Here is a 24,954-nt window from a genome sequence, read left to right as displayed (position 1 = left end):
GCCCTTGCGGCCCCCAACCGATTCCGGAGTCCCCATGCTCAAGTCTCTGTTTCAACGTCTTTGCGCCTTCAGCCTGGGCCTCGGCATGGCCTGTGCCGCCCAGGCGCAGCCGACCAAGGTCACCTACCTGCTGCCGGCGCCGCCCAACTCGCCTGCGTTCGCACCGTGGATCATCGCCAAGGAAAAGGGCTACTACACCGCCCAGGACCTGGACCTGACCTTTATCGCCGCCAAAGGTGGCGTGGATGTGGCCAAGCAGATCGGCGCCGGTAACGCATTGATCGGCGGGGCCATCGGCGACACGCCGATTGTGGTGCGGGCCAATGGCATCCCGGTGCGCGCCGTGGCGGTACTGGGCGACGGCGGGGTGACGATGATCGCCACCAACGCCAAGGACAACATCAACAGCATCAGCGACCTCAAGGGCAAGACCCTGACGGTGATGTCGTACTCCGACACCACCTACTACGCCCTGCTCGCCTCGCTGCGCAAAGCCGGGCTGGGCAAGAACGACGTGAACATCCAGGCCGCCGGCCCGGCCGGGGTCTGGCAATTGTTCTCCGCCAACAAGGCCCAGGCCATGGCGGGCGTGCCGGACTGGGTGATCAATGCCCAGGAAGCCGGGGTGCAGATCAAGCTGATCCCCCAGGACCAGATCTTCGAGAGCATGGCCCAGGCGATTCTCGCCTCGGACGCCGCGATCAAGAACCAGCCACAGATTGTGCGTGGCGTGGTGCAGGGCACCCTGCAAGGCATGCGCGACATCATCCAGGACCCGCGCGCCGCCGCCGTGACCTTTGCCAAGGCGGTGCCGGCCTATGCCGGCAAGGAAGACTCGCTGGAGAAGATCTTCAAGCTCTACATCGAACACGTCTACGCCAGGCAGGCCGTGCTCGGGCGCATCGACCCACAGCACCTGGACAAGGTCCGCCAGTTCTATGTCAGCGAAGGCATCGTCACCCAGGCGACCGCGCTTGAGGAGCTCTTTACCAACCAATTCGTCGACAGCCCGGTCGGGGACATTGAGGAACGCACACGATGAAAAACAACAACTCCGTGCTCGGTAGCGTCGCGCTGCTGATCCTGTTCCTGGTGCTGTGGCAATGGGGCCCCGGCCTGCTCGGCATGCCCGAGTTCGTCATGCCAAAACTCAGCCGTGTGGCCCAGGAAGGCCTGGTGATGTGGCAGACCGGCGGCCTGCTGCAACACACCCTGATCACCGCCCTGGAGATCGTCGTCGGCTTCGCCCTCGGCGCCCTGCTGGGCGTGATGATCGGCGTGTCCCTGGGCCTGTCGCCGGCGGCCGAAGCCATGTTGTCGCCGTACATCCTGGCCTTGCAGATCGCCCCGAAAGTCGCCTTCGCGCCGCTGTTCGTGATGTGGCTGGGCTACACCATCTACCCGAAGATTTTGATCGCGATCCTGATCGTGTTCTTCCCGGTGATGATCAACGTGCTCTCGGCGATCCGCACCGTCGACCCGGACATGATCAACCTGGTCCGCACCATGAACGCCAGTCGCTGGCAGATCTTCCGCCTGGTGGAGTTCCCGTCGGCCATGGCCGCGCTGTTTTCCGGCCTGCGCATCGCCTCGACCCTGGCCGTGATCGGCGTCACCGTCGGTGAGCTGGTCGGTGGCAACCAGGGCCTGGGCTTCTTGCTGGTAGACGCCGAGGGCCAGGGCAATACCGCCGGGGTGTTCGTCGCCATCGTGGCGCTGACCCTGATTGGGGTGATCGCCTACGGCGCGGTGGTGTGGGCAGAAAAACGCGTCCTGCACTACATGCCCAAAGCTATGTTGAGCACCCAATGATGAGCCGCCATGACCTTTTGCTTGCAGGCCGCCGCGTGCTGGTCACCGGTGGCGCCCGGGGCCTGGGCTATGCCTTTGCCCAGGCCATCGGCCAGGCCGGTGCGCGGGTGGTGATTGCCGATGTGCTGCACGAACGTGTGCAGCAGGCCGCCGGTGAACTGCGGGCGCTGGGCCTGGACGTACAAGCCGTGGCTGTCGACCTGGCGCAACCCGCGTCGATCCAGGCCTGTGTCGACGCGACGATCAGCCTGCTGGGCGGCCTCGATGGCCTGGTGAACAACGCCTCGATCACCAACTCCGGGGGCAAGGGCTGCGAAGAGCTGAGCATCGACACCTGGGACCAGGTGATGCAGGTCAACGTGCGCGGCACCTGGCTGATGACCACCGCCTGCCTGCCGGCCCTGCGCGCCAGCGGCCAGGGCGCCATCGTCAACCTGGCCTCGGACACCCCGCTGTGGGGCGCGCCGAACCTGTTGGCCTACGTGGCCAGCAAGGGCGCAATCATCGCCATGACCCGCAGCCTGGCGCGGGAACTGGGCAGCAGCAACATCACCGTCAACGCCATCGCCCCCGGCCTGGTGCTGGTGGAAGCCACCGCCTACGTGCCCGAGGCGCGCCACCGTTTGTACAACGACCAACGGGCCCTGCAACGCCCGCAATTGCCCGAAGACGTCAGCGGCGCCGTGCTGTTCGCGCTGTCCGACCTTGCCCGCTTTATCACTGGACAAACCCTGCCGGTCAACGGCGGGTTCGTCATGCCTTGATCTGGAGACTGTCATGACTGATCTATCTGCCCAAAACGACACCCCCAAAAGCTGGGACCGCCCTGCCGGCGCCAGCCTGGAAAGCTGGATGAGCACGCGCATCGCCCGCTACGAGACGCGCAAGTACGACTGGGATGCCCTGAAGTTCCAGGCCGACTACGACCCCAAGTTCCGCCGCGCGCAAATGCGCTACATCGGCACCGGCGGCACCGGCATCAGCACCGACATGAACACCATCCCGTCGGAGCACTTCACCTTTTCCACCATGGTTATCCCCGCCGGTCACGAAGGCCCGCCGCACCTGCACATTGACGTCGAAGAAGTGTTTTTCGTGCTGCGCGGCAAACTCAAGGTGGTACTGGAAAAGGACGGCGAGCGTTTTGAAACCATCCTCACCGACCGCGACGTGATTTCCGTGCCGCCGGGCGTGTACCGCGAAGAGATCAATATCGGCGACGAAGACGCGCTGATGTGCGTGATGCTCGGCGCGAAAAAGCCGATCACCCCGACCTATCCGCCAGAGCACCCTCTGGCCTCGATCAAGCGCGGGTAAGCCCATGTTGCCAGGACTCACGCAAGCCGCGCCGACGGCCGACCTGCAAGCCCAACTGCAGCGCGATTTCCCCCAGCAATGGGTCGCGTCAGCGGGTGGCCAGCAGGCCCTGCGCGAATGCGGCACCGGGCCGGCGGTGGTGCTGCTGCACGGCATCGGCTCCGGGGCGGCGTCCTGGCTGCAGGTGGCACAGCACCTGGTGGCCAAGGCGCGGGTTATCGCCTGGGACGCCCCCGGCTATGGCGACTCCAGCCCCCTGGAATCGCAAGTACCCAAGGCCGAGCAATACGCCGCGCGCCTGGTGCAGATGCTCGATGCGCTGCAGGTGAATGAGTGCGTGCTGGTCGGCCATTCCCTGGGCGCGCTGACCGCCCTGGCCTTGGCCCGCAGTGCCCAGGCCCAGCGCGTGAGCCGCCTGGTGCTGATCAGCCCGGCCCGCGGCTATGGCGCACCCGAGCGCAGCCAGCAGCGCCAACAAGTGCGCCAGCAACGCCTGGACAACCTGCAACGCCTGGGCATCGCCGGCCTGGCCGCACAACGCAGTGCCCATATGCTCTCGCCCCGGGCCCAGCCCGAAACCTTGGCCTGGGTGCACTGGAACATGGCGCGCCTGAACCCGCTGGGTTATCGCCAGGCCATCGAGCTGCTGTGCGGCGACGACTTGCTGCGCCACGGCCAACCGGCAATGCCCTGCGAGGTGCATTGCGGCGAAGCCGACGCCATCACCACGCCCGACACCTGCCTGGGCGTGGCCAAGGCCCTGGGCGCCAGCTTCAACCTGATCGCCGACGCCGGCCATGCCAGCCCCATCGAACAACCGCTGGTGGTTGCCGGTCGCCTGGCCTACGCCCTCAAACAATCCCTGACAGGTAGAACCCTATGAACGACTCAGATCTGCTGAAGGATGCCCAGGACAAATACATCGTGCCGGGCCTGGAGCGCGGCTTGCTGCTGCTGTGCGAGTTCAGCCGGCGCAACCGCACCCTGACAGCGCCGGAGCTGGCACGGCGCCTGGCGCTGCCGCGCTCGACCATTTTCCGCCTGCTGACCACCCTGGAAACCATGGGCTTCGTCACCCGCAGCGGCAACGAATACCGCCTGGGCATGTCGGTGCTGCGCCTGGGCTTCGAGTACCTGGCATCGCTGGAGCTGACCGAACTCGGCCAGCCGCTGCTGGCCCGTTTGTGCGACCGGGTTAACTACCCCAGCAACCTGGTGGTGCGCGACGGGCGTTCCATCGTGTACGTGGCCAAGGTCTCGCCGCCTTCGGTGTTCTCCAACGCGGTCAACGTCGGCACCCGTTTGCCGGCCCATGCCACGGTGCTGGGGCGCATCCTCCTCGAAGAGCTGTCACTGGCCGAACTGCGCGAGCTGTACCCCGAAGAGCACCTGGAACAGCACTCCCACTGCACGCCAAAAACCGTGATGGAGCTGTTCGACATGCTCCAGGCCGATCGCCAGCGCGGCTTTGTCAGCGGCGAAGGGTTCTTTGAGTCGGCGATTTCCACAGTGGCCGCGCCCGTGCGCGACCAGAGCGGCGGCATCGTGGCGGCCCTTGGCGTGACTATCCCCACCACACAGATCGGTCATGTGAATTTTGAAGAGCTGCTGAACCAAGTGCGGCGCAGCGCAGACGAGCTGTCGCGCCTGCTCAATTACAACGGCGGCGCCCACAGCGGCCAGCCTCGCGTCACTGCCTTGATGAGAGATTGAGATGAGCCTTTATTCATTGCAGGGCCGCACCGCAATCGTCACCGGAGGCTCCTCGGGCATTGGCCTGGCGTGCGTCGAGCTGCTGCTGGAAGCCGGCGCCGCCGTTGCGTTCTGCGGCCGCGATGCAGAGCGCCTGCGCCATGCCGAAAGCGACCTGCGCCAGCGTTTCCCCCAAGGCCGGCTGCTGGCCCAGGTGTGCGATGTGCTCGATGGCGAAGCGGTCAACGCCTTTGCCAGTGCCAGCCTGGCTGCGCTGGGCGCCGCCAGTGTGTTGATCAACAACGCTGGGCAAGGCCGGGTCTCGACCTTTGCCGACACCACCGACAGCGCCTGGACCGAAGAGTTGAACCTGAAGTTTTTTTCGGTGATCAACCCGGTCCGCGCCTTCAAGCCGCAACTGCAACACCAGGCCGATGCCGCCATCGTCTGCGTCAACTCGCTGCTGGCCAGCCAGCCGGAACCGCACATGGTCGCCACTTCGGCCGCCCGCGCCGGGGTCAAGAACCTGGTGCGCTCGATGGCCACCGAATTCGCCCCGCAAGGCATCCGCGTCAACGGCATCCTGATTGGCCTGGTGGAATCCGGGCAATGGCGCCGCCGCTTTGAAGCGCGTGAAGAGCGCGACCTCGACTGGGCGCAATGGACCGCCCGCCTGGCCCAACAAAAACATATTCCCCTGGGGCGCCTGGGCCTGCCGCTTGAAGCGGCCCGCGCGATCCTGTTTCTGGCCTCGCCTCTGTCGGCTTACACCACAGGCAGCCATATCGATGTATCCGGAGGCCTGTCCCGCCATGCGTAATGAAAACACTGTCACCGTGGGCGCTGCCATCACCGCCTTCCTCGAACAATGCGACGTCAAGGCCGTGTTTGGCGTGATCTCGATCCACAACATGCCGATCCTCGATGCCTTCGCCGTGCGCGGCAATATCCGCTTCGTCATGGCCCGGGGTGAAGCCGGCGCCGCCAACATGGCCGACGCCTATGCCCGCACCACCGGCGGTCTGGGCGTGTGCCTGACCTCCACCGGCACCGCCGCCGGCAATGCCGCGGGCGCCATGGTTGAAGCACAGACCGCCGGCACCCCGCTGCTGCACATCACCGGGCAGATCGAGACGCCGTACCTGGACCAGGAACTGGCGTATATCCACGAAGCCCGCGACCAGTTGAACATGCTCAAGGCCGTGTCCAAGGCCGCCTTTCGCGTGCGCAGCGTCGAGACCGCCATCAGCACCCTGAAGCTCGCGGTGCAGACCGCCCTCACCGCGCCCACCGGCCCGGTCAGCGTCGAGATCCCGATCGATATCCAGTCGACCTTTATCCCCATGCCCACCGACCTGTCGCCACTGCCGATCCCGGTGGCCGTGCCGCCGCCGGAAGCCCTGGACTTGGTAGCCGAACGCCTGGCCAGTGCCAAGCGCCCGATGCTCTGGCTCGGTGGCGGCGCACGGCATGCCGGGGCGCAGGTCAAGCGCCTGCTGGCGATGGGCGTGGGGGTGATCACCTCGACCCAAGGCCGTGGCGTGGTCAATGAAGACGACGAGCGTTGCCTGGGGGCCTTTTCGCAAAACAAGCGGGTCGAGCAGTTCCTGCAAACCTGCGATGCCCTGCTGATCGCCGGGTCGCGCCTGCGCAGCAACGAGACCTTCAAGTACGCACTCAAGCTGCCGCAGAACACCCTGCGCATCGACGCCAACCCGGCCATCGAAGGCCGCAGCTATGCCAGCGAACTGTTTATCTGCGGCGACGCGGCCCTGGCCCTGGAAGGGTTGGCTGACCGCCTGGAAGGCCGACTGCACACCGACCCGCAGTTCCTCGCCGAACTCAAGGCCGTGCGTGAACAGTCGCGCAGCCAACTGGTGGCGGACCTGGGCCCGTACTCGGCGATGGTCGAGCAATTGCAGGCCAGCACCGGGCGCAACTTCTCCTGGGTGCGCGATGTGACCCTGTCCAACAGCATCTGGGGCAACCGCCTGCTCAACTTATACCACCCGCGTGCCGGGGTTCACGCCTTGGGCGGCGGTATTGGCCAAGGCCTGGCGATGGGCATCGGGGCAGCGGTGGCAGCCGCTGAAACCGCGCCCGAGCGCAAGGTGTTCGCCCTGGCGGGCGATGGCGGTTTCATCCTCAACCTGGGTGAGCTGGCGACCCTGGTCCAGGAGCGCGCCAACCTGGTGATCCTGCTGATGAACGACCAGCGCTATGGGGTCATCCGCAATATCCAGGACGCGGTCTATGGCAGCCGGCATTGCTATGTCGACCTGCACACCCCGGACTACACCAAGCTTGCCGAATCCATGGGCCTGCGCCATGGCCTGGTCACCGACCTCAAGGATTTCGGCAAGGTGGTCGACAGCGCCCTGAGCCAGCCCGGCCCGTTCCTGCTGGAAGTGGACATGCTCAGCGTGGGCAATTTCGCCACCCAGTTCGCCGGCCCGCCCAACAGCGAAACCAAAGCCCAGAAGGCCACCGCCTGAGGATCGTCGCATGCTGCATATCACCATGATCGGCTGCGGCGCCATTGGCGTCGGCGTGCTGGAGTTGCTGGAGAACGATCCGCAGCTGTGCGTGGATTACGTCATTGCCTCCGAGGGCTCCGAAGCCCTGGTGCGCCAGCGCCTGGCCAGTTTCAAGCAACCGCCGCAGGTGCTCACCGCCTTGCCCGCCGGCGCCCGCCCGGATTTGCTGGTGGAGTGCGCCGGCCACCGCGCTATCGAGGAACATGTGCTGCCGGCCCTGGAGCGCGGGATTGCCTGCCTGATTGTCTCGGTCGGCGCCTTGTCCGAAGTGGGCCTGGTGGAACGCCTGGAGGCCGCCGCCGAGCGCGGCAAGACCCGCATCGAGCTGCTGCCCGGGGCGATTGGCGGCATTGATGCGTTGTCGGCGGCCAAGGTCGGCGGCCTGGACTCGGTCAACTACACCGGGCGCAAACCGGCCCGGGCCTGGAAGAACACCCCCGGCGAGCAGGCCTGCGATCTGGATTCCATCAGCCAAGCCACGGTGATCTTCCAGGGCAGCGCCCGCGAAGCCGCGCGGCTGTATCCGAAAAACGCCAACGTCGCCGCCACCCTGTCCCTGGCCGGGCTGGGCCTGGATCGCACCCACGTCACGCTGATCGCCGACCCCCACAGCGACGAAAACGTCCACCACTTTGAAGCCTGCGGCGCCTTTGGCCGTTTCGAGTTGAGCCTGCGCGGCAAGCCGCTGTTGGCCAACCCCAAGACCTCGGCGCTGACCGTGTACAGCGTGGTGCGTGCGCTGGGCAACCACGCCCATGCCATCTCAATTTAGGAGCCCGTCGATGACTCTCGAACAGACTTTACCGATCTGCATCGCCGGCCACTGGCGCCTGGGCCGTGGCGAGCGCTATGCCAGCCGCTACCCGGCCACCGGCGAGGCCGTGGCCTGGCTCAATGCCGCCGACTTGCAGGATGTGGAAGACGCCATCCAGGGCGCGCACCAGGCCTTCCTGCACAGCGGCTGGGCCCAGCGCAAACCCCATGAGCGGGCCGGTGTGCTGTACCGCATCGCCGAGCTGATCCGCCGGCACAGTGAAGAACTGGCGCAGCTGCAACGCCAGGACAACGGCAAGCCGATCAATGAAACCCGCGCGCTGGTGGCCAGTGCGGCCGGCACCTTCCAGTTCTTCGCCGCCGCCTGCGAAACCCTCGAAGAAACCATCACCCCCTCGCGCGGCGATTTCGTCAGCATGAGCGTGTATGAGCCGATGGGCGTGGTCGCCGCGATCACCCCGTGGAATTCGCCGATTGCCAGCGAGGCGCAAAAGGTCGCGCCAGCCCTGGCGGCGGGCAATGCGGTGGTGATCAAGCCCGCGGAAATCACCCCGCTGCTGGCCCTGCGCCTGGCGCGTCTGTGCGAAGAGGCCGGCCTGCCCAAGGGCCTGATCAGCGTGCTGCCGGGCAAGGGCTCGCTGCTCGGTGATGCGCTGACCCGCCACCCGCTGGTCAAGCGCGTGTCGTTCACCGGCGGCACCCGCACCGGCAAGCACATCGCCCATATCGCCGCCGACAAGATGATGCCGGTGTCTTTGGAGCTGGGCGGCAAGTCGCCGACCATCGTCCTGGATGACGCCGACCTCGACCACGCGGTGGCGGGCGTGCTCTACGGCATCTTCAGCTCTTCGGGCGAGGCCTGTATTGCCGGCTCGCGGCTGTTTGTCGCGCGCGCCCTGTACGAACCCTTCATGCAACGCCTGGTAGCCGCCGCCGCGAACCTGCGCCTGGGCGACCCGGCCGACGAAAACACGCAGATGGGCCCGCTGATCAGCGCCAGCCATCGTGAATCGGTGGAGCGCTACGTCGCCCTCGGCCTGGCCGAAGGCGGGCGCCTGCGCCTGGGCGGGCAGCGCCCCAGCGGTGGCCTGTATGACCAGGGCTACTTCTACCCGCCGACCATCCTCGAAGGCCTGCACAACCAACAACAGGTGTGCCAGGAAGAAATCTTCGGCCCGGTGCTGGTGGCCATGCCCTTCGACGACGAAGCGCAACTGCTGGAGCAGGCCAACGACAGCCTGTACGCCCTCGCGGCTGGCATCTGGAGCCGCGACTACAAGCGCGCCTGGGCCCTGGGCCGGCGCTTGCAGGCCGGCACGGTGTGGATCAACACGTACAAGCAGTTCTCGATTTCCACGCCGTTCGGCGGTTGGCGCGACAGCGGCCTGGGCCGCGAAAAAGGCCGCCTGGGGATCCTGCAATACATGGAACAAAAGAGCCTCTACTGGGGCATGAACCAACAGCCACTGGCCTGGGCCGGTGTACCACCCGAGGTAGCGTGATGAGCGTTTTAGGTATTGATGAAGTCACCTATGGCGTCGAGGACCTCGACACCTGCGTGCGGTTTTTCAGCGACTGGGGCCTGACCCAGGTCAGTGCGCAACCCGATGAGGTGATCTTCGAGACCCTCAACGGCTGCCGCGTAGTGCTCGCCGACCTGAACAAACCGGGCCTGCCGCCCGCCATCGAGGCCGGTTCTACCGTGCGCGAAGTGGTGTGGGGCGTGGCCGACGCGGCCGACCTTGCGCTGTACGCCGAACGCATCGCCAACGACCCGGGGTTTGTCGAGGGCAACGGGCGCATCGGCTGCACCGACCCCAACGGCTTGGCGATCCGCCTGCAAGTGACGCGCAAGCGTGAGCTGGAGATTGAATGCAGCGGCCACAACACCTGGCAGACCAAGGGCCGGATCAACAAGGCGGCGCCGATCTACGAACGCGCCACGCCAATTGAAGTCGGCCACGTGGTGTTTTTCGTCAAGGACGTGAACGCCTGCGAGGCCTTCTACCACGAGCGTTTCGGCTTCCAGGCCTCGGACCGCTACCCGGATCGCGGCGCGTTCTTGCGCACCGCCGAGGAAGGCGGCCACCACGACCTGTTCATGCTGCAACTGCCGGCGCCACGGGCGGGGCTGAACCATGTGGCCTTTACCGTGCGCGATGTACACGAGGTGTTTGGCGGCGGCATGCATGTGTCCCGCTGCGGCTGGCCGACCGAGATCGGCCCGGGGCGCCACCCGGTGTCGTCGGCGTTTTTCTGGTACTTCAAAAACCCGGCCGGCGCGCTGGTGGAGTACTACGCCGACGAAGACCAACTGACTGGCGAATGGCAGCCACGCACCTTTGAGCCGGGGCCCACGGTGTTCGCCGAATGGGCGATTGCCGGCGGCATCGACGGCAATACCCGGCGCCAGCAACACGTCGAGGCGCCGCAAGGCAAGTTCCTCACCGACAAACCGAAACCTTGAGCAGGAGTCGCCCATGCCGTCCTTAAATATTGCTATCGCCGGTGCCGGTATCGGCGGCCTGACCGCCGCCATCGCCCTGCACCGCGCCGGGCACCAGGTCACCGTGTTTGAGCAGTCCAAGGCCTTTTTGCGGGTCGGTGCCGATATCAACCTTACCCCCAACGCGGTCCGTGCGCTGGACGGCCTGGGCATTGGCGCCGCCGTGCGCATCCCGGCCGCGCGGCCGACCCATCGCATCAGCCGGATGTGGGACAGCGGCGAAGAGACGTCACGTCTGGAAATGTCCGACGCCGCCGAGCAGAAATACGGCGCCCCGCAATTGACCATCCACCGCGCCGACCTGCTGGCAGCCCTGGCCGAAGTGTTCCCGCTGGAGCAGGTGCAATTTGCCAAGCGTGCCGAACGGGTCGAGCACACTGACGACGGCATCTGCCTGCATTTCAAGGATGGCAGCCAGCACCGCTGTGACGTGCTGATCGGCGCCGACGGTATCCACTCGGTGGTGCGCAACGCGCTGTTCGGCGAAGAACATCCGCGCTTTACCGGGGTGGTGGCGTACCGCGCGGTGGTGCCGGCCGAGCAGGTGGCCCATGTGCCGAATATCCAGGCCTTTACCAAGTGGTGGGGCCCCAACCCGCAGAGCCAGATCGTTACGTTCCCGCTGAACCAGGGCAAGGACATCTTTATCTTCGCCACCACCGCCCAGGACAGTTGGCACGAAGAGTCGTGGACCAGCGCCGGCGATGCCGACGAGCTGCGCAGCCACTATCAGGCGTTCCACCCCGACGCCCGTGCCCTGCTGGATGCGTGCAGTGATGTGCTCAAAACCGCGTTGTATGAGCGCGACCCGCTGCCGTTCTGGTCCAAGGGCGCGATCACCCTGCTGGGCGATGCGTGCCACCCGATGATGCCGTTCATGGCCCAGGGTGCCGGCCAGGCCATCGAGGATGCGGTGGTGCTCGCCCGTTACCTGCAAGACCTCGACAGCCCGTCCCAGGTCGCAGCTGCCTTGCAGGGCTATCAGCAGGCGCGCCTGGAACGCACCAGCCAGATCCAGATCGGCTCGCGCGGCAACCAGTGGCTCAAGGACGGCGGCAATGCCGATTGGGTCTACGGCTACGACGCCTGGGCCGTGCCCACCGAACGTGCGGCCTGAACATGAACGAGACCTTGCTGGTGACGGTGCTGCTCAAGCACGACCAATCGAAGAACCTGGAAGACATTCAGCGCCATATGAAGCAGCAGGACTGGTGGGAGCGTTTTCCGCCCCAAGGCGTGGAACTGGTGAGCTGGACCGTGGCCATGGGCCTGGGCCAGATCGTCACCCTGCGCTTGCCGCCGAGCCTGCTGCCGACCCTTAACGTGGAGCTTGAGCGCTCGGCGTGGGGCGTGTTCAGCACTGAAGTTTTCCCGACATACGACTTTATCCCGGTGCGCGAAACCATCCGCGAACGGGTACGCAACGGAGGCCAATGACATGAGCACTACCGAACGTTTCCTCGAACCCCATCAGGCGCGCAAACGGCCCAATACCCAGTTTGAAGAGCTGCTGGGCGACTCCATTGAACGGGCCTTCGGCAACGGCGTGACCGAGCTTGCGGCGCTGCTTGCCCACCTCAACCTGGCCGGCCCGCCCTGCCCGCTGACCAGCGGCGAGTGGACGGCAGATGCCTATCAAACCCTGATGGCCCGGCTGGGCGAATGACCCGGCAGAAGGAATAGAACAATGACTATGCAAGTGACCGTCGACCCTGTTGAAAACCATCTGGCCAATGGCCTCAAAGACCTGTGGTTCCCGGTATTACCCTCGGACCTGCTGGGTGAAAAGCCGGTATCGGTACGCCGCCTGGGCTACAAGATCGCCCTGTGGCGCGATAACAATGGCCGCGTGCACGCCCTGGAAGACCATTGCCCCCATCGCGGTGCGCCGCTGTCCCAGGGCCCGGTGTTGGGTGATCGCCTGCAATGCCCGTATCACGGCATCGAAGTGCGCTGTGACGGCACCGTGACCAAGGTGCCCGGCAGCCCCGGCTGCAAACTCGAAGGCAGCCGCCCGACCCGCATGTTCCATACCCGCGAAGCGGCAGGTGCGATCTTTTTGTTCAATGCCACCGACGCGCATCTGGAGACCCCGCCGGAACTGGTGCTGCCCGAGCAACTGACCTCGCCCGAGTGGAGCAGCTTCGTCTGCTACACCGAGTGGCAAGGCGACTACCGCTACGTGATCGACAACGTCATGGACCCGATGCACGGCACCTACCTGCACAAGATGTCGCACTCGATGAGTGAAGGCGAAGCCACCGCCAGGTTCGTCACCCGCGACACCGACAACGGGTTCTTCTTCGAGAAGGAAGGCCAGCGCGGGGTGAACTTCGACTGGACCGAATTCATGGACAACGGCTGCCATTGGCTGCGCCTGGAAATCCCCTACCCGAAAACCGGCGGCCCGGGCGGCAACTTCACCATTATCGGCAGCTACACCCCAAGCAGCCGCGCGCTGTCGGCGGTGTTCCACTGGCGTTGCCGGCCGCTGACCGGCTGGCAGCGCGACACCTGGCGCTTCCTCTACAAAAACCGCCTGGAAGCGCGGCACTGGGCCGTGCTGGAGCAGGATCGGGTGCTGCTGGAGTTTATGGAACCGGACGCCAACCAGCGCGAAAACCTCTACCAGCACGACCTGGGCGTGGTGCGTATGCGCCGTTACCTGAAGAACGCGGCCAAGGCCCAGCTTGAACTGATCGACGCGAAGCAACTGCCATGAACCCGGTCGTGGTGGCGCCCGCCGGGGCCAGTTGGTCGAATGCGCTGCTGATCGGCCGCGAGGTGGTGATGTCGGGGATGACCGCACACCCCGCCAGCCGCGAGGCGACCCTGGATTGCTACGCCCAGACCCTGGTGGTGTTGGGCAAGATCCAGGCGCTGGTGACGGCGGCCGGTGGGCATGTGGGCAATATCTACCGGCTGACGGTGTACCTCACCGACATCGCCGACAAGGACCAGGTGGGCCAAGCCCGGCGGGATTTTTTCGCCGGGCAGGCCGTGTTGCCCACCTCCACCCTGGTGGCCGTCAGCGCGCTGGTGTTTCCTGAACTACGGGTCGAGATCGAGGCCAGTGCCCGGCTCGATGTCGACCTGCGTACCGTCACAGAGGTGAATGATGTCTAAGCCCTCCCTGCTCAACGCCCGCGTGCACACCCTGCGCTATGAAGCCGAAGGCATCATCAGCGTGGAGTTCCGGCCGTTGGGCGATACCGTGTTCCCGCCGTTCGAGGCCGGCTCGCACATCGACCTGCACCTGGCCAACGGCCTGGTGCGCAGTTACTCGCTGCTCAACTCCCCCAGCGACCAGGGGCACTACACCGTGGGTATCCTGCGCGACCGCAACAGCCGCGGCGGCTCGGAATATGTGCACAGCCAACTGCGGGTCGGCATGGCGCTATCGATCTCGGCGCCGCGCAACAACTTCGCGCTGGACCTGAGCGCCAGCCACAGTGTGCTGGTGGCCGGTGGCATCGGCATTACGCCGATCTACTGCATGTTCCGCCAGCTGCTGGCCCAGGGAAAATCCGCCGAGCTGATCTATTGCGCACGCTCACGCCAGGAGGCGGCGCTGGTGGAGGCCTTGAACGGCCTGGATGCGCGGGTGGTGTACCACTTCAACGACGAAAAAGGCGTACCGCCGGACCTCGCCGCCTACCTCGCCGGCCAGCCTGCGGACACGCACTTCTACTGCTGCGGCCCAACGCCGATGCTGGATGCGTTCGAGGGCACCTGTGAGCGCCTGGGTTATCCCCATGCCCATATCGAGCGCTTTACCGCCGCCGAACTGCCGCCCAGCGAAGATGCGCAGAACCGCTATAGCGTGGAGTTGAAAAAGTCCGGCAAGACGCTGTCGGTGGAGCCCGGCTTGAGCTTGCTGGATGTGCTGCTCGAAGCCGGTTGCGACATCGATCACAGCTGCCGCGAGGGGGTGTGCGGCTCCTGTGAAACGCGGGTGGTGGAAGGCCAGATCGACCACCGCGACGGGGTGCTGACCAAGGCCGAGCGCGCGGCGAACACCTCGATGATGGTGTGTGTGTCGGGCTGCAAGAGCCAACGGTTGGTGCTGGACCTCTAGTCCCAATCCTATGTAGGAGCGAGCTTGCTCGCTCCTACAGCGATCTTCGTAAAACACACAAGTGCCCGTTTAATTGGCAGCGTGCAATAAATTCGCACCTATCACGGGCAACTTTGTTACCGCACTTGCGGGTTGTTTCATGGGTTATACAAAGTGCTTTGTTTCCCATATAAACAATTGTTTTTAATCGGCTTTTTATTAAATACCAGTAAATAATCCGCCTGGCACACTTCCTGCTCAACTCCTGCGCATCCACTGGTTAAACGGTGTTTCGCCGATAAAACAATAATAGCCAACACTTAAACCCGGTAAGACCCGCTCCCTCCTTAGTTGCCTTTAATGGCAAGCGGGCGAGTGTTGCCGATCACCCGGTATAGAGGTCTCTATGAAGCGTGTCTTGTGTGCAGGATTGATACTTACCAGTTTCAGCAGTTTTGCCGTAGAGCCGGTTCCTTCGGAGCCGGTGCGGGCCAACGCCGCCAATAAACCTTTCCCGCATATTGCCTGGCGCAGTGAGGCCGGCGACAGCAGCCTGGATATCGGCGGCGCGCTGCGCACCAACTATCGCGACGAGCATTGGGACACCACCGAGAACAATGGCCGCTTCCTCTTCGACACGTTCCGCCTGGACGTGCAGGCCACCTACAAGAGCCTCTATAGCGATCTCGGCTATTGGTTCCAGGACGACGGCAAGCGCTCCATCGACCGTGGCTTCGTTGGTTATCGGCTCAATGCCCATTCCAACCTGCAACTGGGCGCACCGTTCAAGCCCTTTGGCCTGGAGCCGTATCCGCAATTTGGCTGGAGTTACCACCTGCCGTTTTTCATGGGCTATGCCTCCAGTGCCGGCACCGGCCTCAAGTACAGCTACAAGGACCAGGACTGGGATGTGCAGCTGGGTTTCTTCCCGCGCATGTTGCCCAGCGACATTCGCTATTCGCCTGAGGTCGGGCGCTACGCCGACCTGAAGGGCAATGCGATTGCCGCGATCCAGTCGCGCCAGGACAACGAGAAACGCAACCAGCTCAACGCCCGCGTGGCGCGCACCTTCAACAGCGATGGCTGGAAGACCGAGATCGGCGCCTCGCTGGTCACCGCCCAGCTGTACAACGCTACCACCAGGGACGATGGCGACTATTGGGCCGCTGGCGTACACGCCATCATCAACAAGGGGCTGTGGACCGTTACCAGCCAGGCCATCCGCTACGAGTACGACCCTGAAAACCCCACCGGCGTCAGCAAGGATTCGGTGCTGATGGGCGGCAACGGCCTGACCCCGGCGTACCTGATCGCGTCCAAGGCCAGCCTGGCATCGGTCAACCTCGGCTACGACGTCTACACGCCGACGCTGGGGCAGTTGAAGAAGGTCAAGCTGTACACCGATTACAGTCGGATGATGAAAGACAAGAGTGGCTGGGATGACTCGCAGATGTTCACCGTGGGCGCACAGTTCCTGGCGATGCCGGTGATGGCCTGGGTCGACTTTACCTGGGCGCGCAACGCCAACCCCTACGGCGGCGCGGAGAATGGCAGCGGTTTTACCAACACCCGTTCGGTGGGCAGCAACGAGTGGTATTACCGCACCAACGTGAATATCGGTTACTACTTCTAGCCAGGTGGGAGCTGTCGAGTTTTAGCGAGGCTGCGATGCAGCAAATTCGGTTTCCCAGGTGTACCGAGTTGATCCTATCGCAGCCTCGCTAAAGCTCGACAGCTCCCACATTGGGTCAGTGTGACGCTCGACCATTCCTCGGTCAGTTGCGCTGCTTGCAGACGGCTGGCGCGCAGCTAGGTATAGTGCCGCCCCTCTTCGCATGCACGATCGTCTGCCGCATGCGAACGCCGAACTAATAACAACCCGCGACTTGGAGCCGGGACGAGCCCTCGCCCCACCTATCGTGCTGTCTGCGAAATGGTGTGGCGTCGAGCCGTCCGGCTTTTGCCTTTACAAAAAAACAGCGAGGAATACTCCATGCTAGAAGTCATCAACGACTTCCTCTCAGGAAAAGTACTGATCGTGCTCATTGTCGGGCTCGGTGGTTACTTCACGATCCGCTCGCGTTTCGTTCAGTTTCGTCACTTCTTTCATATGTTCGCGGTGTTTCGCGACAGCCTCAAAAGCAGCGCCGGCCAACTCAGTTCGTTCCAGGCGCTGATGCTCAGCCTCGCCGGGCGGGTGGGCGCCGGTAATATCGCCGGGGTCGGCATTGCCGTAACCCTGGGTGGCCCGGGGGCGGTGTTCTGGATGTGGGTCACCGCGCTGGTGGGCATGTCGTCGAGCTTTATCGAGTGCTCCCTGGGCCAGCTCTACAAACGCACCGACGCCGAAGGCACCTACCGTGGCGGCCCGGCCTATTACATCCAGCACGGCCTGCAAAAACGCTGGCTGGGCATGGTCATGGCGTTTCTGCTGCTGGTGACCTTCGGGTTCGCCTTCAACGGCCTGCAAGCCCATGCCGTGACCCACTCGCTCAATAACGCCTTTGGTTTCGACACCACCTACACCGGCCTGGCGCTGGCGGTGTTGCTGGGCCTGGTGTTTATCGGCGGGATCAAGCGTATTGCCTCGATTGCCGACCTGCTGGTGCCGGTCAAGACCCTGGTCTATATCGCCGTGACGATCTACGTGATCGTGCTGCAATTCGACCAGGTGCCGGCCATGCTCGCGACCATCGTCAGGAGCGCCTTTGGCCTCGACCAGGCGTTTGGTGGCCTGGTGGGCAGCGCGATCATCATGGGCGTGAAGCGCGGCGTGTTCGCCAACGAAGCCGGCCTGGGCAGCGCGCCCAACGTAGCGGCCGTGGCCTCGGTGGAACACCCGGTCGCCCAAGGTGTGGTGCAAGCGTTCAGCGTGTTCCTCGACACCTTTATCATCTGCACCTGCACGGCGTTGCTGATCCTGCTTTCGGGCTTCTACACCCCGGGCTTTGAAGGCGACGGCATTGCCCTGACCCAGAACTCCCTGGCGGCGGTGGTCGGTGACTGGGGCCGGATGTTTATCTCGGTGGCCCTGGCGTTGTTCGTGTTTACGTCGATCATGTACAACTACTACCTGGGCGAGAGCAACCTGCGCTTTTTGGTGGGCAACAACCGCAAGGTGCTGATCGGTTACCGCGCACTGGTGCTGGTCCTGATCTTCTGGGGTTCGATCGAGAACCTGAGCACGGTGTTCGCCTTCGCCGACATCACCATGACCATGCTGGCGTTCGTCAACCTGTTCGCCCTGGCGTTCCTGTTCAAGATCGCCATGCGTATCCTCAACGACTACGACAACCAGCGCGCGGCGGGCATCAAGACCCCGGTGTTCGACTCCAGCCAGTTCCCGGACCTGGACCTGGACCGCAAGGCCTGGCCGGCCAACCCGGTAAAGCCTGAACCCAGCACTCAAGCCAGCGTAGAACTGAACGCCCAAGTGCAACGCTGAGCGTAGACAGATGACACGCCGCCCGGCCTTGGGCATGCTCTGGGCCCGGCGGCGTTTTTCGTTCAGGAGATTCTTCGATGTCCAAAGCCAATAACATCATGGTGCTCTACACCGGCGGCACCATCGGCATGCAGGCCAGCGCCAACGGCCTGGCGCCCGCGTCGGGTTTTGAAGCGCGCATGCGCGAGCAACTGGCCCACCTGCCGGCGCCAGCCTGGCGCTTTCGGGAAATGTCGCCACTGATCGACAGCGCCAACATGACCCCCGCCTACTGGCAGCGCCTGCGCAGTGCCGTGGTCGAGGCCGTGGACGAGGGCTGCGACGCCGTGCTGATTCTGCATGGCACCGACACCCTGGCCTACAGCGCGGCGGCCATGAGTTTCCAACTGCTGGGCCTACCGGCGCCCGTGGTGTTCACCGGTTCGATGCTGCCGGCCGGGGTGCCCGACAGCGATGCCTGGGAAAACGTCAGCGGCGCCCTGGCGGCGTTGGGCGAAGGCCTGGCAGCGGGGGTGCACCTGTACTTCCACGGCGCACTGATGGCGCCGACCCGTTGTGCGAAGGTCCGCAGTTTTGGCCGCCATCCGTTTGCCGCCTTGCAGCGCAACGGTGGCGTGGCCAAGGCCCAGGCGCTGCCTGCCGCCCTGGACTACCGCCAGCCCAAGGCCCTGGCCAATGTCGGCGTACTGCCCCTGGTGCCGGGCATGGGCGCCGGGCAACTGGATGCCCTGCTCGACAGCGGCATCCAGGCGCTGGTGCTCGAATGCTTTGGCAGCGGCACCGGGCCGAGCGATAACCCGGCGTTCCTCGCCAGCCTGCAACGAGCACAGGATCGGCACATCGTGGTGGTAGCAATCACCCAATGCCATGAAGGTGGCGTGGAACTGGACGTGTATGAAGCAGGCAGCCGCCTGCGGGGTGTTGGGGTGTTGTCGGGGGGCGGGATGACCCGCGAAGCGGCATTCGGCAAGCTCAACGCCTTGCTCGGCGCAGGCCTGGCCAACGCCGAGGTGCGCCGGCTGGTGGAGCTGGACCTGTGCGGCGAACTGGGCTAAGGCCCCCACCGCGCCCTACATAATCACCCCCGCCCCTGACTGGCCGGCCCCTAGCATGGAACACCCGAGTGGATACCTCGGGCCGTTTCCATCTACCGGCAAGACAGGGATGCCCCATGACCACGCCTCACTCAACCGCCTCATCATCGCCCGCCCAAGCCGCCAACCTGCAGCAGGCACTGCTTGCGCAGCTGTACGCGGGCCCCTCATTCAGAGAAGTGGCGGCGGTGCTATTGCGCCAAAGGCTACAGGAACAGCACCCGACACTGGACCTTGACCCCGACACCACCCTGCTGGGCACGCCCACCTGGGAGATCGTCGATGAACAGATCGTGCGCGGCCCAACCACCTACCAGCCGCTGAGCGATATCCTGGCCGAACAGGCCGTATTGGCCCGGCCGACCGAGTGTATCGAAGGCGAGCATTTCCTCACCCGGCACCCCCTCACCGAGCCGCCAACGCACCTGCCGGTGCGGATTGTCGACATTGCCCATACCCTCAACATCCTGGCGCCGGTCATGCTGCGCGCCTTCCAGGCGCAGCAGGTGGACTACTGGAACAAGAGCGATGGCAATGGCCCCCATTGGCACGAGCTGTCCAATACCTTGCGTACCGCGTGGAACGTGCATCAGGTCGAGGGCTGGAGTGACCGCGACTGCGCCATGGCCCGCCTGCTGTTCCACGCCCCGGCCCGCCTGGGACGGCTCAACGATCCCTACAACATCCGCGCCTGCCTGATCGATATTGACCAGGTCGATGGCACGCAGGTGACCCATCTCAATGAGTTCTCCATGGCCGTGTTGATCGGCCAGCAGGCCGGCCAGGACGTCATCCTCACCCACTCCCTGCTCAAGGGTTATGAAAAGTTCGCCTCCCTGGCACAGCTGGGCCAGACCCTGCCCGAGCGCCTGACCCCTTCGGCGACACGCCAACAGCTCCAGTGGCGCCTGTTCGAGCCCGATGGCAATTTTTTCGATCATCAGGCCATCAACCTGATCGCGTTGCAGGTTGCGGTCATCGGCGCACTGGATTTTTCCGATCTCCAGTCGCCTGACGCCCCACCCGCCCCCATCCTCAGTGAACTGTCCGGTGATCACGAGATGGACCGGGCCTGGTACCAGAGATCGCTGCCCGACTGGTTGCGTGAAGCCTCCACCTCAGACCTGAACTTCTATGCGCGGCACTTGAAGGATTTGGCCGTGCAGCAAAGCCTCAACGGCGCAGCCTCCTATCAGGACGATATTCCGTCCATCGAGCCCTATGCGCTGAGTGTGCTGAAAGCCGAAATGCTCAAGCAGCATCCCGAAGCCGCCCACCTGCCGTTGGAGCAGCTCACCCTGCGGGTCCAGAGCCCGGTGGTCTGGGGCGCGTTCATCGTCCCCGGCAGGACCGACACCACACTCTTGAGCCTTAGCGAACTGGCCCTGCAGAACCTGATCGCGGTGCCTGTCGGCAACAAGACATTGCAGTGGAAAAGTGTCCAGCCACTACCGGCATGGCTGACTGTCGATTACCTCGAAGGGCTCATCACTCAAGCCAATATCGGCCAGGCCTATCCGGCGCTGATCAAGAGCAAACTGCTGGAGAACCCCAGCGAAGCCTCACGGCGCAAAACCCTGTATGAGCAACAGATGCGTACGCAACTACCGCTGTTGGCCCTGCAAAACAAGATCCGCCAGGAACACGGGCTGGACGAGCAAGGCTACCGCTACGTGTCTGCACTGATGCAAGCGCAAGCCACAGACCGCCGGGTGGATGGGCAGCCGATTGTCATCCGGCCGCTGGCCTTCATCCCCGAACGCCGTGCGCCCTCCACGCCGGATACGGTCGCCAACATGTATGTGATCGGCCCCCGGGACCCATCCACCGGCCCCTGCCTGCTGTATCGGCCGTTGTTTACCCCCACACTTGCCCAATACCCATCCCCGACCAACCTGCTGTATGCCATTGCCCAGTCCCCCAGCCTGCGCAGCTCGGTGCTGGCCTGGTTGCCCGACCCGGTGCGCAACGAATACGCCAACTATGTGTTCCCCGGCGACCTGCCATCGCCCTGGGCCGTCGCGGACTTCCTGGTGGATACCTCGACACTGTGGACCATGAGCGGGCCCATGCGCCTGGACGACAGGGCTCTGGACGGTGAGTGGTTCAGTACCCTGTACGAAGCCAACGCCCGCGCACTGACCACGCTGGCTGACCGCCAGTCGGTTTCCAATGCCGAAAACCGCTGGGCCACCTTCAAGCAAGCCGGCTGGCTGATCCTCAATACCCTGCTGCCCTTTACCAGCCCTGCCGTGGCCACCGGCACCTGGATCTGGCAGGTCGTCGAGCAATTGCAGCAGTTCGTCGATGCCCGCGAGCAGGGTGATAAACCCGCACAGTGGGCGGCCTTCACCGATGCCCTGCTGAACCTGGCAATGGCGATCACCCTGCATATCAGCACGCGCTTGCACCCCGGCGCCCATAAAACCGAGCCCGAGCCAGGCACACCTGCGGTAGAACATCAGGTCAAGGTCAAGCAACTGGATACCCTGGCTACCCACGAACTGCCGCCAAACCATGCTCAACTGCTGCACACCAGTGGCGCGGTGAATCGTGCGCCAGCAACCCTGGGCAAGGTGCTGGACAGCTTCAAGGTCAGCCAGCCACAAGGTCTGGGCACCCCGCAAACCCAAGCGGGCCCGTACCAATACCTCTCTCGCCTTGGCGAAAAACACTACGCCCAGGTGGGCGAGCGCTGGTTTGAAGTAACGACGGACGAGGACGATACCGTGCTGATCATCGACCCCCGGCAACCCGCGCGAACCGGGCCGCCGCTACTGCACAACGCCGCCGGCCAGTGGTTCGTCGACACGCGCCTGCGCCTGCGCGGGGGTGGCCCCAAGCGCATGATCAATAAAGCTGAGGCCGATGCAACGCTCAAGGCGACCGAGGTGCGACGCAAACTGACCGCCTTCGAGAACGCCAAAAAGACGGCCCAGCATGAGCTGCAACAAGCGCGCCTGGCGATGAGCGACGTTGTTGGCACCTCCGCCGGCGCCACCAGGCGCCAGGCCTACCTGGACAAACTCGACAGCCAGAGTGCGGACTATGAAGCGGCGCTGCAACAGCTCAAGACCCTGAATGTGTTTACCCCGCTCCCCGATTACCCGCAAAGGGCGCTCAGTTATGTCAAGGCTCAACTGGACCTCACCGATGCCGGCATCCGGGAAGCACAGACCACTTTCACGCCCAAGCTCAGAACCGTGCTCGATCACATTGAACTCCAGGCCCACACCCCCCAGAGCCGGCAAATAGAAGACGCCCGGCAGATGACGCAGATGAGCGAGGACATGATCGAACGTCTGGAGTACACGCAAACACGCTTCAGCCAACTCCAGACCCTCGCCCAGGACGGCCTGCGCCTGATCCAGGACGCCAAGAAAAAATTGCCCTCCTACACCAGTACCGACCTCAAGAGCCTGCAAGTGACCCTGGCCCGCAATCTGTGCCTGAAAGAAGACACCACCGAGCCCACCGCCTGGGCCGCCCTCGACAACATAGTCGACAGCGCCGACCTGTCGGTGCAGGCCTTGCGCGATACCGTGCAGGAGCGCAGCGAGTCCCGGCTGGACGAGCGTATCGACAGCCTGGGCAGCCTGATCGAGCAGTTCAAGGTCATCGACGAACGCCTGGAGGATTTCCCCCAGGAGTTTTCCCGGCAGGCCCTGCCCGGCCCCGTCGAACGCCTGCGGGAACGGCTGCGCGGGTTTGCCCGCGACGCCCTGAGCCACCTTGCCCTATTGCATGCTGAACGCGACATGCTGAGAAACCGGCCCACGCCTCCCGCCACACCCCCCAAGCCCCGCAAGCGGTTTATCCATACCCGCTACAACGGAGTGATCATTGGCGAGACGCGCCTGACAGCCCTGGGGCTGGAAACGGACCTGGTGGACGTCAAGTCACCGCTGACCCAGCAGATCATCGCTACGTTCCACGAGAAAAGCCCGAATGTCTGGGTACAGCGCATCACCTCAACGCCAAGCGAGGTCGCCATACCTGACCTGTCGACCAGCCTGGCACAGGGCCGAGCCCTGCTGGACGGCTTGGGCGCGTTCAAGCACAGGGCCAGCGAGCAGGCGAGCAAGCCGGATCGCACGGCGGTGGGCATCGAATACCTGTACCACCGCCATGCGTTGCTGCTGGAAGAAACCAATCAACATATCGAAGAGGCGCTGACCCGCAGTAACGTCACGGACAGCCAAGCGCACCCGGCAACCGTCCTCGGCAAACAACTCGAAAAGGCCGCGAGCGATCTCTACGATCAGGCCAGCGGCTACATGACACGCATGATCAAACAGCATCCGCCGACCACCGCCGGGGTTGAATGGCTCAAGGACCGCAACCTCATCGCCATCAAGCAATCCATCAAGCGCCGCCGGCTCAAGAGCCGCGAGCCAGACTACCTGGACGAATACATCATCACCGAGCGCAGCACCCACGAAGTCCTCTGGTATGCGCATTTTCATTATTCGGCCAACTGGACACCCGCCAAGTCATTCCTGTCCGCGCGCTTGAAAACAACCCACGAGTATCGCCAGGGCCCGGCGGCCGACTCCATCAAAGGGCTCGACGAACAGCAGCAAATTGCCTACTACCGGAGCGAGATCAACCTGGAGGCCGCCAAGCGCTTATTTTTTGACCACAAGTAGGCGGCACACTCCTTGCTGGCTCTTGCCCAACCCTGGCAGGACTCACCGATGCTGCACTCGCACCTGACAACGCTCAATGCCGTCTCGCTGATACTCGATACCTTCAAGGCCGAAGGCGTCGCGAGCGACCTGTTGCTGGCCGGCAGCGGCATCTGTAGCGCCGACTTGAGCCGGCCCGACCCGCGCATCACCACCAACCAGGAGATGCGCGTGTGTACCAACGCCGTGGCCTTGCGCCGGGATATCGGCCTGGAACTGGGCCAGCGCATGCATGTGTCGTCCTACGGCATGCTCGGCTACGCGCTACTGACCAGTGCCACCTTCGGTGACGCTTTGCGCCTGGCCCTGCGCTACCCGGCGCTGTTGGGAACACTTTTTGCGTTGAACCTGGAGCAAGACGGCCAGCACCTCTGGTTTACCGCCAGCGATTACCGGGAAAACCCGGCGCTGGCCGCCTTCAATGTCGAATTCTGCCTGGTCTCGTTGAAAGTCATCTGCGACGACCTGCTGGGCCACGCCCTGCCGTTGCTCGGCGCCCGCTTTGAATACACCGCGCCTGACTACCGGGCGCGTTATGCCGAGCGCTTCGATTGCCCGCTGCAGTTCGACGCCAGCACCAATGCCTTTGCCTTCGACCGCCATTGGCTCGATCAACCGCTGCCGCTGGCCGATGCCATCACCCACCGCGCCATGGCCGAGCGCTGCCGCAAGCAAAACACCGAGTTTACCGGGCGCCAGGCGTGGCTGGGGCGGGTGCGCCTGTTGCTGGCGGCGCAATTGAACGTCGCACCGGGCATCGATGGCCTGGCCGCGCAGATGAATTGTTCGCCGCGCACCTTGCGCCGCCACCTGCACGACCTGGGCTGTAGCTATCAGGAACTGCTGGATGAACTACGCTTCGAGCGAGCCAAACAGTTGCTGGGGGAGGATGAACTGCCGATCTACTGCATTGCCGAGCAGTTGGGCTTTAGCGAAACCGCGAGTTTCCGCCATGCCTTCGTGCGCTGGAGTGGCGTGGCGCCGAGTCAGTTTCGCCCTTGAGCCTCGCGCAGTGCGCCTGCACCGTGTTGA

The 24,954-nt window shown here is 64.2% G+C and carries 22 protein-coding genes; all 22 read left to right on the top strand.

Translation table 11 applies throughout. From position 1 onward, the window contains the following. Nucleotides 1-34 precede the first annotated feature (34 nt). The 22 genes from AC07W7_RS10545 to AC07W7_RS10440 all read left to right on the top strand — a co-directional run bounded on the left by AC07W7_RS10545 (nt 35) and on the right by AC07W7_RS10440 (nt 24,924). Nucleotides 35-1,042, top strand: a complete 1,008-nt coding sequence (locus AC07W7_RS10545; RefSeq protein ID WP_495039262.1) for an ABC transporter substrate-binding protein — start codon at nt 35-37, stop codon at nt 1,040-1,042. Then, nucleotides 1,039-1,812: an ABC transporter permease gene (locus AC07W7_RS10540; protein ID WP_076963115.1), complete on the top strand. Its 774-nt coding sequence runs from the start codon at nt 1,039-1,041 to the stop codon at nt 1,810-1,812. The genes AC07W7_RS10545 and AC07W7_RS10540 overlap by 4 nt, the downstream gene beginning before the upstream one ends. Next, nucleotides 1,812-2,576: an SDR family oxidoreductase gene (locus AC07W7_RS10535; protein ID WP_495039267.1), complete on the top strand. Its 765-nt coding sequence runs from the start codon at nt 1,812-1,814 to the stop codon at nt 2,574-2,576. The genes AC07W7_RS10540 and AC07W7_RS10535 overlap by 1 nt, the downstream gene beginning before the upstream one ends. A 13-nt stretch (nt 2,577-2,589) precedes the next feature. Next, nucleotides 2,590-3,129: a cupin domain-containing protein gene (locus AC07W7_RS10530; protein ID WP_029289969.1), complete on the top strand. Its 540-nt coding sequence runs from the start codon at nt 2,590-2,592 to the stop codon at nt 3,127-3,129. A gap of 4 nt (nt 3,130-3,133) precedes the next feature. After that, nucleotides 3,134-4,012, top strand: a complete 879-nt coding sequence (locus tag AC07W7_RS10525; protein ID WP_495039261.1) for an alpha/beta fold hydrolase — start codon at nt 3,134-3,136, stop codon at nt 4,010-4,012. Continuing rightward, nucleotides 4,009-4,842, top strand: a complete 834-nt coding sequence (locus AC07W7_RS10520) for an IclR family transcriptional regulator (protein WP_076963112.1) — start codon at nt 4,009-4,011, stop codon at nt 4,840-4,842. The genes AC07W7_RS10525 and AC07W7_RS10520 overlap by 4 nt, the downstream gene beginning before the upstream one ends. A 1-nt stretch (nt 4,843) precedes the next feature. Next, a complete protein-coding gene (locus tag AC07W7_RS10515; protein ID WP_495039260.1) occupies nt 4,844-5,641 on the top strand; it encodes an SDR family oxidoreductase in 798 nt (265 codons plus the stop codon). Continuing rightward, nucleotides 5,634-7,316, top strand: a complete 1,683-nt coding sequence (locus AC07W7_RS10510; protein WP_495039259.1) for a thiamine pyrophosphate-binding protein — start codon at nt 5,634-5,636, stop codon at nt 7,314-7,316. The genes AC07W7_RS10515 and AC07W7_RS10510 overlap by 8 nt, the downstream gene beginning before the upstream one ends. Before the next feature lie 10 nt (nt 7,317-7,326). Then, nucleotides 7,327-8,130 carry an aspartate dehydrogenase gene (locus AC07W7_RS10505; RefSeq protein ID WP_169866540.1) on the top strand — a complete coding sequence of 268 codons (804 nt, stop codon included), beginning with the start codon at nt 7,327-7,329 and terminating at the stop codon, nt 8,128-8,130. A 10-nt stretch (nt 8,131-8,140) separates the two neighbouring features. Then, a complete protein-coding gene (locus tag AC07W7_RS10500) occupies nt 8,141-9,634 on the top strand; it encodes an aldehyde dehydrogenase (RefSeq protein ID WP_495039258.1) in 1,494 nt (497 codons plus the stop codon). Further along, nucleotides 9,634-10,599, top strand: coding sequence for a VOC family protein (locus AC07W7_RS10495; RefSeq protein ID WP_169897430.1), 966 nt, complete (start codon nt 9,634-9,636; stop codon nt 10,597-10,599). Before AC07W7_RS10500 ends, AC07W7_RS10495 begins: the two co-directional genes overlap by 1 nt. Before the next feature lie 13 nt (nt 10,600-10,612). Beyond that, nucleotides 10,613-11,755, top strand: a complete 1,143-nt coding sequence (locus AC07W7_RS10490) for an FAD-dependent monooxygenase (protein ID WP_169901009.1) — start codon at nt 10,613-10,615, stop codon at nt 11,753-11,755. Nucleotides 11,756-11,757: 2 nt separating this feature from the next. Continuing rightward, complete coding sequence (locus tag AC07W7_RS10485; protein WP_495039257.1) at nt 11,758-12,075, top strand: hypothetical protein; 318 nt, start codon at nt 11,758-11,760, stop codon at nt 12,073-12,075. Between the two features lies 1 nt (nt 12,076). Further along, on the top strand, nt 12,077-12,304 hold the full coding sequence (locus tag AC07W7_RS10480) for a recombinase-like helix-turn-helix domain-containing protein (RefSeq protein ID WP_029289990.1): 228 nt from the start codon (nt 12,077-12,079) through the stop codon (nt 12,302-12,304). Nucleotides 12,305-12,325: 21 nt separating this feature from the next. Beyond that, nucleotides 12,326-13,360 (top strand): Rieske 2Fe-2S domain-containing protein, encoded by a 1,035-nt coding sequence (locus AC07W7_RS10475; RefSeq protein WP_495039256.1) that lies wholly within the window; start codon nt 12,326-12,328, stop codon nt 13,358-13,360. Beyond that, nucleotides 13,357-13,764, top strand: a complete 408-nt coding sequence (locus AC07W7_RS10470) for a Rid family hydrolase (RefSeq protein ID WP_076963104.1) — start codon at nt 13,357-13,359, stop codon at nt 13,762-13,764. The genes AC07W7_RS10475 and AC07W7_RS10470 overlap by 4 nt, the downstream gene beginning before the upstream one ends. Beyond that, entirely contained in the window at nt 13,757-14,716 is a 960-nt protein-coding gene (locus tag AC07W7_RS10465) for a PDR/VanB family oxidoreductase (RefSeq protein WP_495039255.1), read from the top strand. The genes AC07W7_RS10470 and AC07W7_RS10465 overlap by 8 nt, the downstream gene beginning before the upstream one ends. A gap of 385 nt (nt 14,717-15,101) precedes the next feature. Then, nucleotides 15,102-16,328, top strand: a complete 1,227-nt coding sequence (locus AC07W7_RS10460) for a hypothetical protein (protein WP_099169169.1) — start codon at nt 15,102-15,104, stop codon at nt 16,326-16,328. A 360-nt stretch (nt 16,329-16,688) separates the two neighbouring features. Continuing rightward, on the top strand, nt 16,689-18,140 hold the full coding sequence (locus tag AC07W7_RS10455) for an alanine/glycine:cation symporter family protein (protein WP_169867220.1): 1,452 nt from the start codon (nt 16,689-16,691) through the stop codon (nt 18,138-18,140). 77 nt (nt 18,141-18,217) lie between these two features. Beyond that, nucleotides 18,218-19,195: an asparaginase gene (locus AC07W7_RS10450; protein ID WP_169867221.1), complete on the top strand. Its 978-nt coding sequence runs from the start codon at nt 18,218-18,220 to the stop codon at nt 19,193-19,195. Between the two features lie 116 nt (nt 19,196-19,311). Next, entirely contained in the window at nt 19,312-23,883 is a 4,572-nt protein-coding gene (locus tag AC07W7_RS10445; protein ID WP_495039254.1) for a hypothetical protein, read from the top strand. 48 nt (nt 23,884-23,931) lie between these two features. After that, on the top strand, nt 23,932-24,924 hold the full coding sequence (locus AC07W7_RS10440) for an AraC family transcriptional regulator (RefSeq protein WP_495039253.1): 993 nt from the start codon (nt 23,932-23,934) through the stop codon (nt 24,922-24,924). Nucleotides 24,925-24,954: the final 30 nt, after the last annotated feature.

Source organism: Pseudomonas sp. GW821-FHT01D09 (assembly GCF_059422465.1).
The sequence above is the reverse complement of the archived record's forward strand: the minus strand, read 5'-3'. Positions and strand labels throughout refer to the sequence as shown.